Raw genomic sequence first — 15,251 nt, 5'->3', positions numbered from 1 at the left:
CCCCGGCGGCAACGGCTACCTCGTCCTCGACGAACCGTGGCCGGCGATGCTGCGCGGCATCTGGGGCGACATGGACCGCTACCGCGACACCTACTGGTCCCGCTACGCCGAAGAAGGCTGGTACTTCGCCGGTGACGGCGCCAAATACGACGACGACGGCGCACTCTGGGTCCTCGGCCGCGTCGACGACGTCATGAACGTCTCCGGCCACCGCATCTCCACCTCCGAAGTGGAATCAGCACTGGTCAACCACCACGGCGTCGCAGAAGCCGCCGTCGTCGGCGCCGCCGACGAGACCACCGGACAAGGCATCGTCGCGTTCGTCATCCTGCGCGAAGGCGTCGAAAACACCGGCGACGTCCTCATCGCCGAACTCAAGGCTCAGGTCTCCACCGACATCAGCCCCATCGCCAAACCACGTCAAATCACCATCGTGCCGGAACTGCCCAAAACCCGATCCGGCAAGATCATGCGCCGCCTCCTGCGCGACGTCGCCGAAGGCCGAGACCTCGGAGACACCTCAACCCTGGTCGACCCCAAGGTATTCGACGCAATACGCGGCAAATAAGGCCTTCGGCCCCGTGCGCCTTTCTGGCAGTCCCCCTACCAGGAAGGCGCACAGGGGCGGAGCCCCTCTCGCAGCTTCACTTCCTCTTTCGACGTCAGCCAGGACTCCTCGGCCACGCGAATATCTGCAGCAACCCGCTTGTGCAAGGACTTTCCGCGCGAGGAGAGAAACACGCGCACCTTCCGGCGGTCGTCCTCGCCGACTTCGCGATAGATGAGCGCGAGCGAGACCAGCTTGTCCGCGACCCGCGTCAGCGTGGGAGCCGGTGTTCCCGTTCTATCGCGCAGCTCAGCCATCGTCAGCCCCTCGGTCGACGCCAAGGCTTCGAGCGTCATCCAGTGATCGAGAGTGAGATTCTCTGCGGCCAGCGTCTTCTCCGCCGCCGCCGCGGCCATTCGGGCTGCTCGGACCAGCGCGGTTGTCAGCGACGCATCAAGAATTCCGGAGTCACTTTTTCCCACTGATCGCTCCCCCGCTGTTGCGTAGTTCACACTTCTCGGGCAATACTTTCAAATGAAATGATAGTAACCCAGGCCAGGCCGCTGACTTCCGATTCCGGCGGCGACGCATGAGCGCTACCGGCGGGCTCGAACGCGCGCGCAGCGCGGTATGGCGCCTGGGCATGGTGGTTCCCCTCCAAGGGCCGGCCGGACTGTTCGGCCCCTCCTGCGAAGCAATCAGCGAGCTGGCCGCCCTCGACCTCAACAACTCCGGTGGCGTACTGGGACGCGAAGTGCAGATCGAAGTGATCGACGGCGGCGCGACGCCGAACGCCGTCGCCGCCCGCGTGCAACAGCTACTGGACGCAGGCGCCATCGACGCCGTCAGCGGTTGGCACATCTCCTCGGTCCGCCACGCACTCGCTCCAGTGGTCGCGGGCCGCATTCCGTACTCGTACACCTCGCTCTACGAGGGCGGCGAGGAAAGGTCCGGCATCTACTGTTCGGGCGAAACCCCGAGACAGCAGATCGCGCCGGCACTGAAGTGGCTGCGCGACAACGTCGGAGCGCGCAAGTGGTTCGTCGTGGGTGACGACTACATCTGGCCTCACAGCTCACTCGGGGCCGTGAGGCAATTCGCCACCGAACTCGATCTCACCCTGGTCGGCGGTTCGTTTGTCGATCTGGGGCGCGGCAACATGAAGCAGTTGGTCGAGACCGTCTCGAACTCCGGGTGCGACGGCGTGATCATGCTCCTCGTCGGGCAGGACGCCGTCGACTTCAACCGAGCCTTCGCCCGCCGCGGCCTCGACGAGTCGATGATCCGGTTCAGCCCGTTGATGGAAGAGAACATGCTGCTCGCGAGCGGGCCGAGAGCGACCCGCAACCTGTTTGCCTCCGCCGCGTACTTCCGCTCGATGGTCGACGGCAACTCGATGGATCTACTCGGGCGCTACGTGGCGCTGCACGGCGCGCACGCCCCAGCATTGAACAACGCCGCCGAGTCGTGTTACGAAGGGATACACACCCTTTCGGCCCTGGTTCGACGCGCCGACAGCACACGTCCACACGACCTCGACGCCGTCGTCGAAGGCGCCGCATACGACGGGCCTCGCGGAACCGTCGAGTTTCGCGATCGTGTTGCACGACAGAAGATTCAGCTCGCCGTCGCCGACGGACTCGACTTCTCGATCATCGCAACGCTCTGAAATCTCCTCCTGAGATCCACCTCTTGACTTCTGTGGCGCGCATCACTTAGTTTCATTTGGAATCATTTCATTTGAAAGTAACCCGTCCCGAAGTAACCGGAGGTGCCCGATGGGCAGTGTTGGTTTGCTTTACGTGGGAGCCGTCCTCTTCGTCAACGGACTGATGCTGCTCGGCACGGTTCCCGTTCGATCCGCCTCGGTCCTCAACCTCTTCGTCGGCGCACTTCAATGCGTCGTCCCCACCGTCATGTTGATTCAGGCGCAGGGAGATTCGAGCGCCGTCCTGGCGGCCTCGGGGCTCTACCTGTTCGGCTTCACCTATCTCTACGTGGGAATCAGCAATCTCGCCGGCTTCGAACCGGAAGGAATCGGGTGGTTCTCGCTGTTCGTCGCGTGCGCCGCACTCGTGTATTCCTTCCTTTCGTTCACGGTGAGCAACGACCCGGTGTTCGGAGTCATCTGGCTCGCCTGGGCTGCGCTGTGGACGCTGTTCTTCCTGGTACTCGGCCTCGGCCGCGAAAACCTCAGCCGTTTCACCGGCTGGGCCGCGATCCTTCTGAGCCAGCCCACCTGCACGGTTCCTGCCTTCCTGATCCTGACCGGCAACTTCCACACCACGCCAGCGGTCGCCGCCGGCTGGGCCGGAGCACTTCTGGTTCTCCTGGGGCTTGCCAAGATCCTTGCCGCACCCAAAGCTGCAGTACCCCAACCCCGTCCAGTCTTCAACTGATCCACACAACCAAGGAGTGAAAGACAATGCGACACGGTGACATCTCCTCGAGCAACGACACAGTCGGCGTAGCGGTCGTCAACTACAAGATGCCCCGCCTGCACGATCGCGCCGGCGTCCTCGAGAACGCCCGCAAGATCGCCGACATGATGATCGGCATGAAGACCGGCCTCCCCGGAATGGACCTGGTGGTCTTTCCCGAATACTCCACGCAGGGAATCATGTACAACGAGGAGGAGATGTACGCGACAGCGGCCACCATCCCGGGCGACGAGACCGCGATCTTCTCCGCCGCGTGCCGCGAAGCCGACACGTGGGGGATCTTCTCCATCACCGGTGAACAACACGAGGACCATCCGAACAAGCCCCCGTACAACACGTTGATCCTCATCGACAACAAGGGCGAAATCGTTCAGAGGTACCGAAAGATCCTGCCCTGGTGCCCCATCGAAGGGTGGTACCCGGGAGACACGACGTATGTCACGGAAGGACCGAAGGGTCTGAAGATCTCGCTCATCATCTGCGACGACGGCAACTACCCGGAGATCTGGCGCGACTGCGCAATGAAGGGCGCCGAGCTGATCGTCCGCTGCCAGGGATACATGTACCCGGCCAAGGACCAGCAGGTGATGATGTCCAAGGCAATGGCCTGGGCCAACAATTGTTATGTGGCAGTTGCCAATGCGGCCGGATTCGACGGCGTCTACTCCTACTTCGGGCACTCCGCGATCATCGGATTCGACGGTCGGACGCTGGGTGAGACCGGCGAGGAGGAATACGGAATCCAGTACGCGCAGCTGTCCGTCTCGGCCATTCGTGATGCACGCGAGAACGACCAATCCCAGAACCACATCTTCAAGCTCCTCCACCGGGGCTACTCCGGAGTCCATGCAGCCGGTGACGGAGACAAGGGTGTTGCGGACTGCCCGTTCGAGTTCTACAAGCTGTGGGTCACCGATGCGCAGAAGGCTCAGGAACGCGTCGAGGCCATCACACGAGACACCGTGGGCGTCGCGGATTGCCGCGTCGGAAATCTCCCGGTCGAGAAGACCGTCGAAGCGTAAGGATCCTGCTGTGCCGTATATCACCGACATGCTCCACGACCGGAACAGTGCAGCAACACCACCGGCCGAGGAACGATCCGAACCCGTACCGGTCGGGGCCTTCGACGCGCGGAGGCTCTCGAAAGCCCTGAGTTCCAAGATCGTCGGACAACAGGCCGCCGTCGACGCCGTGGTTCGTGCGATTTCGATCGCGCATGTCGGTGCCACGGATCCGACGCGTCCACTCGCCAACATCCTTCTGGTCGGCCCCACCGGAGTCGGCAAGACGGAGTTGGTGCGACGAGTGGCCGCGGAACTGCGGTCGGGGCCCGACGATCTGTGCCGCATCGACATGAATGCTCTGGCGCAAGAGCATTATGCGGCGTCGTTTTCCGGGGCTCCGCCTGGATACGCCGGCAGCAAGGAGTCCTTCACACTGTTCGACAAGAACACCGTCGAGGGCGATCCGTACACCCCCGGAATCGTCCTGTTCGACGAAGTGGAGAAGGCGGACCCCACCGTGCTGCGTGCGCTACTGCAGGTCCTCGACAACGGCGAACTCAGGTTGGCGAACGGTCAGCAGAAGATCTCGTTCCGCAACAGCTACGTGTTCCTGACCTCGAATCTCGGTTCGGCTGCGGTGGCGGAACGTCGACGGTCACACCTGCGGCAGCTCGCCGATCGCGTCCGGATCGATCGACCACGCCATGGCCATCACCTGGTCCAACGCGCGTTGGAGAAGTTCTTCGACCCCGAATTCTTCAACCGCATCGACGAAACCGTGATCCTCGACGAGTTCGACGACCAGACCGCGGAACAGGTGACTCGGCTCGAGATCGAACTGATCACGACTCGGTTGGCCCGGAGAGGCATCGACGTCGAGGTGGACGACAGCGCCGTCGCTCTCCTGCAGCGACGCGGATTCGATCCGGTGTACGGCGCACGCGGTCTGCGTCGGACCATCCGGAACGTCCTGGCCGACCCGGTGGCCGGCGCCGTTCTCGACCTGCGACCGGTCGGGACACAGCCACTCGCCTTGCAGGCCCGGGCAGTTGGTGATCAGATACAGGTAAAGAAAGCCCCATGAGTGCTCGCTCACGTTGCGGATCGAATCCGCAACGTGGGCGACACATTTCAAACATGTCCGCGTAACGCCACCTCCCTAGGTTGGGTGCCTGCACCACAAAGTGCACATGCACAGGCACCCAGGGGAAGTGACGTCATGACAGCAGTGAACGAGCAGGTGTCCGCAGTCGCACCGGACAGGGCGAATCCCGGTCAGAACACCGCACTGAAGGAGACTCTGGAGGACTACACCCTCCGATTCGCGCCACGCAGCTACCGCAAATGGGGAACCGGAGTCGTCGCGACGTCCGCACTCGGTGGAATCGCGTATCTCGCGGACTTCTCGATCGGCGCCAACATCGGCATCTCGTACGGTACCGGCAACGCACTTCTGGGCATTGCAGTCTTTGCCGTGGTCATCATGGCCACCGGCTTCCCGCTCGCCTACTACGCTGCGCGATACAACATCGACCTCGATTTGATCACGCGCGGAAGCGGTTTCGGCTACTACGGCTCGGTCGTCACCAACGTCATCTTTGCGACGTTCACCTTCATCTTCTTCGCCCTCGAAGGTTCCATCATGGCCCAGGGTTTGAAACTGGGGCTCGGGATTCCACTGTCGATCGGATACGCGGTCTCGACGCTGATGGTCATCCCACTGGTCATCTACGGCATGAAGGCCCTGGCAAAACTCCAAGTGTGGACGACGCCTTTGTGGCTCGTCATGATGGTGCTGCCGTTCCTGTATCTGCTGTTCAAGCACCCTGATTCGGTGAGCGCGTTCTTCGCCTTCGGCGGTGAGGACGGCGCAAACGGCAAGGGTGTCAACTTCGGTTCGGTGATGTTGGCCGCGGGTGTCTGCCTGTCGCTGATCGCGCAGATCGCCGAGCAGATCGATTACTTGCGCTTCATGCCGCCCAAGACACCGGAGAACACCCGTCGTTGGTGGGCTGCAGTAATTCTCGCCGGGCCCGGCTGGGTCATCTTCGGCGCGTTCAAGCAGATCGTCGGACTGTTCCTCGCCGTGTACATCATCGCGAACGTCGTCGACGGTTCCTCGATCGCCAACCAGCCCGTGCACCAATTCCTCGAGATCTACCAGGACATGATGCCGCACTGGCTGGCCATGACCCTTGCCGTGATCCTCGTGGTCATCAGCCAGATCAAGATCAACGTCACCAACGCGTACTCCGGCTCACTGGCCTGGACCAACTCGTACACCCGCGTCACCAAGACCTACCCGGGACGCATGATCTTCGTACTGGTCAACCTGGCGATCGCACTGATCTTGATGGAAGCCAACATGTTCGACTTCCTCAACACGATCCTGGGCTTCTACGCCAACTGCGGTATCGCCTGGGTCGTGGTCGTCGCCTCTGACATCGCGATCAACAAGTACTGGTTGAAGCTCTCCCCGAAGGTCCCCGAGTTCCGACGCGGGATGCTCTACGACGTCAACCCCGTCGGCTTCGTGTCGATGCTGCTGGCTGCAGGAGTTTCGATCCTGGTGTTCTTCGGTGCTTTCGGTTCGACGATCAAGCCGTTCTCCCCGATCGTCGCGATCGTCATCGCGCTGGTGATGCCGCCGGTCCTCGCCGTCGCCACCAAGGGCAAGTACTACCTACGACGCACCGACGACGGCATCGATCTGCCGATGTTCGACGAGTACGGAAACCCCTCCGGTGAAACGCTTTTGTGCTGCGTCAGCGGAATCGAGTTCGAGCGTCCCGACATGCTCGCGTCGAACGTTCCCGGCCCGAACGGCGAGAAGCAGTACATCAGCTCCTTGGCCTTGAGCACCGACAAGACCGGTGAGCACGTCCTGCCGGCTCAGCCCTGACCACTGCTGTGCGCCTTTATTAACCGCCGGGGGTTGATAAAGGCGCACAGCAGGTTATGCCCCTACATCGTCGAGCGACTCACCCTTGGTCTCACGCATGACCAGCAGCGCGACAAAAGTCAACGTCGCCGCCACGAGGAGATAGATGCCGACCCAGCCGACGCCGTAGTTCTTCGCGAGGTAGACGGCGATGAACGGCGCCACCGCAGCGCCCAGAATGCTGGCGGTGTTGTACGCGATTCCCGAGCCCGTGTAGCGGACGTTGGTCGGGAAGAGTTCCGGGAGAACGGCACTCATCGGGCCGAAGGTCAGACCCATGAGCAGCATGCCCACGATGAGGAACGCCAACATGCGGCCGTCGTTCATTCCGTCCGGTTCGAGGAAGACACCGAAGGTCAAGCCGAACACCATGATCAGACCGGTGATGATCAGCAGTGTGATACGACGCCCGTACCGGTCGGCGAGCCAACCCGATACCGGCACGGCGGCAGCGAAGAACACGACTGCGATCAGCTGCAGGACAAGGAAATCGGTGTACTTGAAGCCTGCGCCCGTTCCGCCGTCGGCCGGCGTCTTGCCGGTTCCGTGGCTGAGAACCCAGGTGGTCATGATGTAGAACAGCGTGTACGTCGCGAGCATCACGAACGTACCGATGATCAGCTGACGCCAGCTGGTCTTGAACACCTCGGCAACCGGAGTCTTGACCTTCTCGCCGCGCTCGACTGCACGCGCGAACACCGGAGTTTCCTCGAGCTTGAGCCGAACGTACAGGCCGATCATCACCATGATTGCGCTGAGCAGGAACGGAATTCGCCATCCCCAGCTCAGGAAGGCACCTTCGAGGTCCGGGCTGGAATTGTCGTGGTTCATGAACAACGTGATGATCAGGAACAGGCCGTTGGCCATGAAGAAGCCGATGGGCGCTCCGAGTTGCGGCCACATCGCCGCCCAGGCCCGCTTGCCTTCCTTGGCCGTCTCGGTCGCGAGTAGAGCCGCACCCGACCATTCACCGCCGAGCCCGAGACCCTGGCAGAAACGCATGAGCGCCAACAACGCCGGGGCCAGCAGACCGATCTGGTGATAGGTGGGCAACAGACCGATGAGGAAGGTCGCGATGCCCATCGTCAGCAACGAGCCGACCAGAGTTGCCTTGCGCCCGACGCGGTCACCGAAGTGCCCGAAGAGGATCGAGCCGAGGGGACGAGCGACGAACGCGAGTCCGAACGTCGCCAACGAGGCGAGAAGTGCGGTGGTGTCGTTGCCCTTCGGGAAGAACAGGTGCGGGAACACCGATACCGCCGCTGTTGCATAGATGTAGAAGTCGTAGAACTCGATGGACGTACCCACCATGCTGGCGACCACGATGCGGCTACGCGGCACTCCGGCGACGGTATCTGCGTCGCCGCCCTCGGGCTTGGGTGGGTTCTCACTGACTGACGTGCTCAAAGCATGCTCCTGCGCCGATATACGAAAGATGTCCAATTGGTGGGATCCTGTCCCAATCAGTAGGAATTGAACACCCGCGGGGTTTTCCGGCGCAAATTCGGTTCGCGGATTCGGCTCAGCGGGCGATCCGCGATAAAATCCCGTAAAGGTGAGCCGGGAAGTCTGGTCGGCACGTGCATTCGATGCTTTACAACGTCGATCACGTTCATGTCTGTTGCATCCGAACTCGGGTGCACGAACAAAGGTCGTCCCCACGCGTGATCTCCACTTTGCGTTCCGAACTGTCCCGCTATCTCCGCACCGAAACGGTGGGTGGATCGATACTCCTCATCGCCGCTGCTGTCGCTCTGATCTGGGTGAACTCACCTTTCGGTGAGAGCTACATCGCTCTGCGCGACTTCCAGATCGGCCCGTCTGCACTCCATCTGGACCTCAGCCTGGGCACCTGGGCGCAAGACGGACTGCTTGCCGTCTTCTTCTTCGTCGCCGGCCTCGAACTCAAACGCGAACTGGTGGTCGGCGAACTCGCGGACCGCAAAGCCGCGATGCTCCCGATCATCGCGGCGTGCGGCGGCGTCCTGGTCCCCGCGATCATCGCGGCGTCCATCGGTTTCGGCACGCCAGGCATGGACAAGGGCTGGGCCATTCCCGTCGCGACGGACATCGCTTTCGCCCTCGGCGTGCTCGCACTCACCGGCTCGAAGATCCCCGCGAGCGCCCGAGTCTTCCTGCTCAGCCTGGCCGTCGTCGACGATCTGCTCGCCATCATCCTCATCGCCGTACTGTTCACCGGTTCCCTCGCGATGTTGTGGCTGTTGACCGCGGCCGCAGCCCTCGCTGTCTACGCCTACGCCCAACACAAACGCATCACGACGCCGTTCCTCTACGTTCCACTGGCACTTCTGACCTGGTACGCGATGCACGAAGCGGGGATACACGCCACACTCGCGGGCGTCGCGCTCGGCTTACTCACCCGGGTCAGGCGCGATCCGGACGAGGAATACGCGCCCGGTAGCCGTCTCGAGCACCGCATTCAGCCTTACTCCGCAGGCTTCTGCGTCCCCGTCTTCGCACTGTTCGCCTCCGGTGTTCCGATCAACGCGGCTGTACTCGGCGACATCTTCACCGACCCCGTCGGGCAATCGGTTGTCGTCGGCCTTCTCGTCGGCAAAACCGTCGGAATCTTCGGAATTTCCCTGCTCGCGATCAAATTGGGGATAGCAACCAAACCCAAGACACTGGAATTGAGAGACATGTTTGCCCTCTCAGTTCTCGGTGGCATCGGGTTCACCGTTAGCCTGCTTGTAGCAGACCTCGCATTGGACGGGGTCGGCGATGGCAGCGAGGCCGAGATAGCGAAGGCCGCAGTTCTCGTGACATCGTTGGTGGCATCGCTGATCGGATCAGCGCTGCTGTGGCGACGTGGACGGGTCCATGCGGCTCGAGACGACGCTTCCACCGCCATTGCCACGGACGCGAGAGAACTACCTGGAGAGGTCGACAAGTGAGCTTGACCAACGGAGAGAGCCAGCGCTTCACCGGAGATGGAGTACCGAACACGGTCTCGTCCATCCCTCTCACCGATGTGGACGCCCGCACGCCGGGCGAGGCCACCATCGGGGCCCTCGTCAAGGACGCGACCGCACAGGTCTCCACCCTCGTGCGCGCCGAGGTCGAACTTGCCAAGGCCGAGGTGACAGGCGAGGTCAAGAAGGGTCTGCAGGGCAGCGTCTTCTTCATCCTGGCCTTCACGGTTCTGCTGTTCAGCTCGTTCTTCTTCTTTTTCTTCCTGGCCGAGATGCTCGACACCTGGGTGCCGCGCTGGCTGGCGTTCCTCATCGTCTTCCTGATCATGGTGGTGACCACCGCGATTCTGGCGCTGCTCGGTTATCTGCGGGTGCGCAAGCTGAGGGCTCCGGAGAAGACGATCGAATCGCTCAAGCAGGCCAAGAACGTCATCCCCGGCAGCCATGACGACGCAAAGCCGTCAGTCGATTTCAACGCGCGCCGGTAGCGAGTCTGATCGAAAGTGGCAGCCCCAGATCCATCCACCGTCAGGTTCGACGGCCCCTGGATTCACCGGGACATTCACGCCAACGGCATCCGGTTTCACGTCGTCGAGGTAGGCGACGCGGAGCCGGATGCTCCGTTGGTGGTGCTTCTGCACGGATTCGCTGATTTCTGGTGGTCCTGGCGCCATCAATTGACGGCACTGTCCGAGCAGGGCTTCCGCGTCGTCGCGATGGATCTTCGTGGGTACGGCGATTCCGACAAGCCCCCTCGCGGCTACGACGGTTGGACGCTCGCCGGCGACGTAGCCGGTCTCATTCGTGCGATGGGGTACGGCAAGGCCACGCTGATCGGTCATGCCGACGGCGGGTTGGTGTGCTGGGCGACCGCGCTCCTGCATCCACGCCTGGTGCGATCGATCGCGCTGATCTCGTCACCACACCCGATGGCGCTCAAGAAAGCCGTCGTGCGCGACCCGTATCAGCGTCGCGCGCTGTTGCCTTCGTTCCTGGCCTACCAGGTGCCGCTGCGCCCCGAGCGACGGCTGACGGCCGACAACGGCGCCGAAGTGGAGCGTCTGGTTCGCTCGCGGTCCGGCCCCACCTGGCCGCAACAACCCGAATTCGCGGACGCCATGAGCAAGATGCGGTCCGCGATCCGGATTCCGGGCGTCGCACATTCCACACTGGAGTACCAGCGTTGGGCCTTCCGCAGCCAGCTCCGCCCCGAGGGCCGACGTTTCATGCGTTTGATGGATCAGGTTCTTCGCATTCCGATCGTCCAGATTCACGGCGAACTCGACCCGTACGTGCTCACCCGTACCGTGCGACGCGACAAGCACTGGGCTCCCGGCGAGAAACTGCGCACCATTGCCGGAGTCGGCCACTACGCGCATCAGGAAGCCCCCGAGCGCGTCAACCGCGAACTCGGGGACTTCCTCAACGAGAACTGACCGCTACGAGAACTGATCGCTACAGAATGCAGGCGCCTGTCGGCACTGGCGTCGAGGCCGACGCAGCTGCATTCAACTGGCGCGAGACTTCCTGGGCGGTGAGGACGAATCCGGTGTCGCTGTCGTCGACGGCAGCACCGAACACGACGCCGAGGACCCGCCCCTGATCGTCGACCATCGGCCCACCGGAGTTGCCCTGCCTGATGGATCCGCGGACGGTGTAGACCTCACGTTGAGTGGTTCCGGCCTTGTAGATGTCCGGTCCGTTCAGGTTCAGAACCTCACGAACGCGGGCTGCGCTGGCCGTGTACGGACCGCCGCCGGGGTAACCGAGCACCAACGCGTTGTCGCCGGTCTGAGCCTGCTCCGGAGCAAACGGCAGCACCGGTGCGTCCAGTCCGGGAACCGCCAGAATCGCGATGTCGACGGCAGAGTCGAAGAGAACCACCTGCGCGGGCAGCGCGCCCTCCATGGTGTCCACCGTGATGCTCTCGGTTCCGGCCACCACGTGGGCGTTGGTCATGACGCGTTCGGGGGCGACGATGAATCCGGATCCCTCGAGCGCGCGCTGGCAACTCGGTGCGACGCCGTTGATGCGTAGAACACTCGGGCGCAACTGCGCAGCCAACGGACTGGCGAGAACGCTCGCGTCGGGTGCTTCGACCTCGGTGATGGGCGTGCGCCCGAACGGGCCGATGACGTCCGGCAGGCCGGAGGTGTCGAGCAACGCCGAGAACTCGGTCGGGATGCGGCGCAGCCACTGCGGCGCCAGTTCGTCCACGCTGGCGAGAACGTCCGAACCACGAACAGCGGCGGCAATATTCGGCTGCGACGAGGAAGTAAGCGGAATCGCGAGCAACCACGCCGCGACCACGACGGCCACCGCCTGTAGACCCGCACCGATGACGCTGTCGACGGATCGGGCCGTCGGACTGTGCATTCCGCTGCGCGCCGCGCGGCCGAGCACCATGCCGGCGACCTCGCCGATGATGACCAACACCACGATCAGCGAGATGCCCGCGAGGATGCGCAGCTTGCCTTCGGTGACGTGCACGAGCAGGTGTGGCGCCAACAAAATTCCGGCGACGGCGCCGAGTATCACGCCGACGAACGCCAACGCCGACGCCACCGCGCCCTGACGCCATCCGGACGTGGCCGCGATGAGCGCGACCAGAACGATGGCGATGTCCACCCAACGAGAACCTGTCATCGCGGCACCGCCGAATCCTCGACACCTTCACCGAACTCGGACAGCGCTGTGTCCAGGTCTCTCACGTCCTCGTAGTTCCACGGAATCTCCCAGCCCGACACCGTGAACAGCGCCGCGAGGATTCCTGCAGTGAACCCCCAGACCAGCATGCCGTCGGCGCGGAACGCCGGGCCCTGGTATCCGAGGGGGTGGCGAACCTGAAACCGGTTGTCGGGGTCGAGCAACGTGCGCAGCGGCACCCTGGCCACCCGTCCGACCTCGCCTTCGTCCTGAATGCCCACCGCCGTCGGCTGCTCCCAGTAGCCGAGCACCGGCGTCACGTCGAAACCCGACGGCGGGATGAAGATCTCCGGCAGCACGGTGAGCGGCTGAACTCCGCTCGGATCGAGCCCGGTCTCCTCCTGCGCTTCACGCAGCGCGGTGCCGATGGGGCCGTCGTCGCCCGGGTCGGCGGCGCCGCCCGGGAATGCGACCTGTCCGCTGTGCTGACGCATCGTCGACGCACGTTGGGTCAGCAACACGTCTGCGCCCTCGGGCAATCCGCCGACGGCAAGAGGGTCGGCCTCGCGAGGTCCGCCGAAGAGCACGAGCACCGCGGCCGGACGCGTTACGGTGCCGCGCGGCGCGCGACGCTCGAGGACGGGGTTGATCCGGTGGGGATCGGTGGGTTGATTGTCGGCGACAGCACGCAACCACTCGGGAACCGGTGTACTCATACGACGACTCCCAGATATTGCGCCGCAGCGGCGGCGATTTCGTCCGCACTGCGGAAGGGTTGGGGCAAGACCTTGGCGACCGTTCCATCCGCGCGCACGAGCACCGAGACAGGCAGCACCGGCGGTGCGCCCACCGCGATCCGCACCTTGCCGTCACCGTCCTGGACGCCGGGCAAACGCACCGAGTAGTCGATGAGTCGCGTCAAAGCGTTCTCCTGATTCGGATCCGAGTGCACAGTCAGCACGTTGATGCTGCCGTCGGCGCGCTCCGCGAATTCCTGAAGGTACGGAAGCTCTTCGGCACACGGCGCACACCAGTACGCCCACAGATTGAGCAGAGTCGGTTTTCCGCCCACCGCTGCGGCAAGGTCGACGGGCGCTCCGTCGGACACGCAGTCGAGGGTGATTCCGGCGAGAGCCGAGCCGGCAGGCGCTTCACCGGTCGGAGTCGGGCAGGGGGCCAGAGCCGCCTGGCTACGGAGTTGATCGAGCGATTCCGACGACGGAGTGAACGTCGGCGGCTGATACGCGGACGACGACGGACCTGTCGAGGTGGGCGTCGTGTCGTCTCCCCCACGCGGCCAGATCGCCACGACGAGAGCCGCGACGACCACGAGCGCAGCGAGAGACCATCTTCCAGCACTTGTCATCGGCGATCACAACCCTGCCAGGGCGAGCAGATGATCGGTCTCGGGGCCTTTCACCAGGGCCGCGGCCTCGGTTTTGTCGGTCGGGCCGAGCCCGTACGACGGGCAGTCCTTGGCCAGTACGCACACACCGCACGCGGGCTTGCGCGCGTGGCAGACCCGTCGGCCGTGAAAGATCACGCGATGCGAGAGCAGTGTCCATTCCTTACGTTCGATCAGTGCCCCGACGGCGTGTTCCACCTTGACGGCATCTTCTTCCTCGGTCCACTTCCACCGCCGCACGAGCCGGCCGAAGTGGGTGTCGACGGTGATTCCCGGAATGTCGAAGGCATTGCCCAGCACGACGTTCGCGGTCTTGCGTCCGATGCCTGGGAGTTTCACGAGATCTTCGAGCTTGTTCGGGACCTGACCGTCGTGGCGTTCGAGTAGTGCCTGACCGAGTCCGATCAACGACGTCGTCTTGTTCCGGTAGAAGCCGGTGGAGCGGATGTACTCCTCGAGTTCGGTCCGATCGGCTTCCGCGTATGCCTTCGCGTCGGGATAACGCGCGAAGAGCGCGGGGGTGACCATGTTGACGCGGACGTCCGTGCACTGCGCCGACAGAATTGTCGCCACTGCCAGTTCCAACGGAGTCGTGAAGTCGAGTTCGCAGTACACGTGCGGGAAAGCTACCGCGAGCTCACGATTCATCCGACGCGCCCGGCGTACCAATCCAAGGTGTGATTCTTCCTTCCGCGCACCCCCCGAACGCGGTTTCTTCCGCTGCTCTGAACTGCCTGTCGGGGTGGTCTGCACTCAGACAACTGTACGGATACGACATGAGTGGAGACTCCGTCGTGTCGATTCTGAGACCTTCGACGTGTTTACTTCCCCCTATGCAAGGACTCGCAGTAATTCTCTTTCCGCTACTGCTGATGCTCTTTGCCCTGGCGATGGAACGAGTCGAAGGGCGATTGCGTCGGCTCTCGGTTCAAGAGCACGAAGTAGAAGACTTCCTCGATCAGGCAAGTCACGACGATGTCGCCCGCCTGGCAAGCGATGGGTTTCCCCATGCTTTCGCGCGCTTCCACCGGAAGCGGAAGGGCCGTCAGTCGGAGGCTCCCGAGAGCGCCAGCCTGGGCGAAATCCGGACACAACGGGCAAGTTGACGGCCATACAAAGTAGTCACCGCAGCGGATTCCGGAAGAATTTTCGGCTCTTACGTGGCATCAATCACTCGCCGCGAGCTATCGGGACGTAGACTTCGATGCCGTACCTGTTGCATTGAACACAGATTGCATTGGACACAGTGTCTCACTCATGAGGGCTGAGCCTGTGTACGACGGTTTGTGCGCAGCACGGGTACAAAGATAGATAGCGCAAAAATGACACCACAA

15 protein-coding genes and 1 pseudogene are annotated in these 15,251 nt (G+C 63.0%); 10 read left to right on the top strand and 6 right to left on the bottom strand.

The window, feature by feature from the left end:
- Nucleotides 1–568: pseudogene (locus tag G8767_RS32000) on the top strand (AMP-binding protein); the annotation flags it as partial.
- 35 nt (nt 569–603) lie between these two features.
- On the opposite strand, the gene G8767_RS31995 reads toward G8767_RS32000, so the two are convergent.
- Nucleotides 604–1,029 carry a MarR family transcriptional regulator gene (locus G8767_RS31995; RefSeq protein WP_037137389.1) on the bottom strand — a complete coding sequence of 142 codons (426 nt, stop codon included), beginning with the start codon at nt 1,027–1,029 and terminating at the stop codon, nt 604–606.
- 107 nt (nt 1,030–1,136) lie between these two features.
- On the opposite strand from G8767_RS31995, the gene G8767_RS31990 reads away from it, so the two are divergent.
- From G8767_RS31990 to G8767_RS31970, 5 genes are all read left to right on the top strand, one after another.
- Nucleotides 1,137–2,216 carry a substrate-binding domain-containing protein gene (locus tag G8767_RS31990; RefSeq protein ID WP_166813887.1) on the top strand — a complete coding sequence of 360 codons (1,080 nt, stop codon included), beginning with the start codon at nt 1,137–1,139 and terminating at the stop codon, nt 2,214–2,216.
- Nucleotides 2,217–2,325: 109 nt separating this feature from the next.
- Nucleotides 2,326–2,946 carry an AmiS/UreI family transporter gene (locus G8767_RS31985; protein ID WP_166813885.1) on the top strand — a complete coding sequence of 207 codons (621 nt, stop codon included), beginning with the start codon at nt 2,326–2,328 and terminating at the stop codon, nt 2,944–2,946.
- 26 nt (nt 2,947–2,972) lie between these two features.
- The gene (locus tag G8767_RS31980; RefSeq protein WP_095973499.1) at nt 2,973–4,010 is read left to right on the top strand and encodes an aliphatic amidase; all 1,038 of its coding nucleotides are present in this window, start codon (nt 2,973–2,975) and stop codon (nt 4,008–4,010) included.
- Nucleotides 4,011–4,020: 10 nt separating this feature from the next.
- Entirely contained in the window at nt 4,021–5,076 is a 1,056-nt protein-coding gene (locus G8767_RS31975; protein ID WP_095973498.1) for an AAA family ATPase, read from the top strand.
- Nucleotides 5,077–5,211: 135 nt separating this feature from the next.
- Nucleotides 5,212–6,894, top strand: coding sequence for a hypothetical protein (locus tag G8767_RS31970; RefSeq protein ID WP_166813880.1), 1,683 nt, complete (start codon nt 5,212–5,214; stop codon nt 6,892–6,894).
- A gap of 54 nt (nt 6,895–6,948) precedes the next feature.
- On the opposite strand, the gene G8767_RS31965 is transcribed toward G8767_RS31970, so the two are convergent.
- Complete coding sequence (locus G8767_RS31965; protein ID WP_003946096.1) at nt 6,949–8,340, bottom strand: MFS transporter; 1,392 nt, start codon at nt 8,338–8,340, stop codon at nt 6,949–6,951.
- Between the two features lie 257 nt (nt 8,341–8,597).
- Here G8767_RS31965 and nhaA point away from each other — a divergent pair, with 257 nt between their 5' ends.
- Genes nhaA through G8767_RS31950 form a run of 3 tightly spaced genes read left to right on the top strand, consistent with a single transcriptional unit; the run spans nt 8,598 to nt 11,302 of the window.
- Complete coding sequence (gene nhaA, locus G8767_RS31960; RefSeq protein WP_003946111.1) at nt 8,598–9,848, top strand: Na+/H+ antiporter NhaA; 1,251 nt, start codon at nt 8,598–8,600, stop codon at nt 9,846–9,848.
- Complete coding sequence (locus G8767_RS31955; RefSeq protein ID WP_007732413.1) at nt 9,845–10,354, top strand: phage holin family protein; 510 nt, start codon at nt 9,845–9,847, stop codon at nt 10,352–10,354. The genes nhaA and G8767_RS31955 overlap by 4 nt, the downstream gene beginning before the upstream one ends.
- 15 nt (nt 10,355–10,369) lie before the next feature.
- On the top strand, nt 10,370–11,302 hold the full coding sequence (locus G8767_RS31950; RefSeq protein WP_095973496.1) for an alpha/beta hydrolase: 933 nt from the start codon (nt 10,370–10,372) through the stop codon (nt 11,300–11,302).
- 19 nt (nt 11,303–11,321) lie between these two features.
- Here the strand turns inward: G8767_RS31950 and G8767_RS31945 are convergent, their stop codons facing one another.
- Genes G8767_RS31945 through nth form a run of 4 tightly spaced genes read right to left on the bottom strand, consistent with a single transcriptional unit; the run spans nt 11,322 to nt 14,670 of the window.
- On the bottom strand, nt 11,322–12,512 hold the full coding sequence (locus G8767_RS31945) for a MarP family serine protease (protein WP_019746623.1): 1,191 nt from the start codon (nt 12,510–12,512) through the stop codon (nt 11,322–11,324).
- Nucleotides 12,509–13,228, bottom strand: a complete 720-nt coding sequence (locus G8767_RS31940) for a CoA pyrophosphatase (RefSeq protein ID WP_124566758.1) — start codon at nt 13,226–13,228, stop codon at nt 12,509–12,511. The genes G8767_RS31945 and G8767_RS31940 overlap by 4 nt, the downstream gene beginning before the upstream one ends.
- On the bottom strand, nt 13,225–13,878 hold the full coding sequence (locus tag G8767_RS31935; RefSeq protein WP_095973494.1) for a TlpA disulfide reductase family protein: 654 nt from the start codon (nt 13,876–13,878) through the stop codon (nt 13,225–13,227). Before G8767_RS31935 ends, G8767_RS31940 begins: the two co-directional genes overlap by 4 nt.
- A 6-nt stretch (nt 13,879–13,884) precedes the next feature.
- On the bottom strand, nt 13,885–14,670 hold the full coding sequence (gene nth, locus G8767_RS31930) for an endonuclease III (RefSeq protein WP_003943471.1): 786 nt from the start codon (nt 14,668–14,670) through the stop codon (nt 13,885–13,887).
- 80 nt (nt 14,671–14,750) lie between these two features.
- Here nth and G8767_RS31925 point away from each other — a divergent pair, with 80 nt between their 5' ends.
- Nucleotides 14,751–15,023, top strand: coding sequence for a hypothetical protein (locus G8767_RS31925; protein WP_019746620.1), 273 nt, complete (start codon nt 14,751–14,753; stop codon nt 15,021–15,023).
- The last annotated feature ends 228 nt before the right edge of the window (nt 15,024–15,251 follow it).

Source organism: Rhodococcus sp. IC4_135, assembly GCF_011602025.1.
In the GTDB taxonomy this organism is placed as follows: Bacteria; Actinomycetota; Actinomycetes; order Mycobacteriales; family Mycobacteriaceae; genus Rhodococcus_F; species Rhodococcus_F baikonurensis.
This window is presented reverse-complemented; position numbering and strand designations above follow the sequence as displayed.

What these genes read in the sequence shown, in the direction of transcription:
- G8767_RS31925 (WP_019746620.1), top strand. Translation starts at nt 14,751, where the DNA reads ATGCAAGGACTCGCAGTAATTCTCTTTCCGCTACTGCTGATGCTCTTT.
- G8767_RS31945 (WP_019746623.1), bottom strand. Translation starts at nt 12,512, where the DNA reads ATGACAGGTTCTCGTTGGGTGGACATCGCCATCGTTCTGGTCGCGCTC.
- G8767_RS31985 (WP_166813885.1), top strand. Translation starts at nt 2,326, where the DNA reads ATGGGCAGTGTTGGTTTGCTTTACGTGGGAGCCGTCCTCTTCGTCAAC.
- G8767_RS31935 (WP_095973494.1), bottom strand. Translation starts at nt 13,878, where the DNA reads ATGACAAGTGCTGGAAGATGGTCTCTCGCTGCGCTCGTGGTCGTCGCG.
- G8767_RS31990 (WP_166813887.1), top strand. Translation starts at nt 1,137, where the DNA reads ATGAGCGCTACCGGCGGGCTCGAACGCGCGCGCAGCGCGGTATGGCGC.
- G8767_RS31980 (WP_095973499.1), top strand. Translation starts at nt 2,973, where the DNA reads ATGCGACACGGTGACATCTCCTCGAGCAACGACACAGTCGGCGTAGCG.
- G8767_RS31970 (WP_166813880.1), top strand. Translation starts at nt 5,212, where the DNA reads ATGACAGCAGTGAACGAGCAGGTGTCCGCAGTCGCACCGGACAGGGCG.
- G8767_RS31940 (WP_124566758.1), bottom strand. Translation starts at nt 13,228, where the DNA reads ATGAGTACACCGGTTCCCGAGTGGTTGCGTGCTGTCGCCGACAATCAA.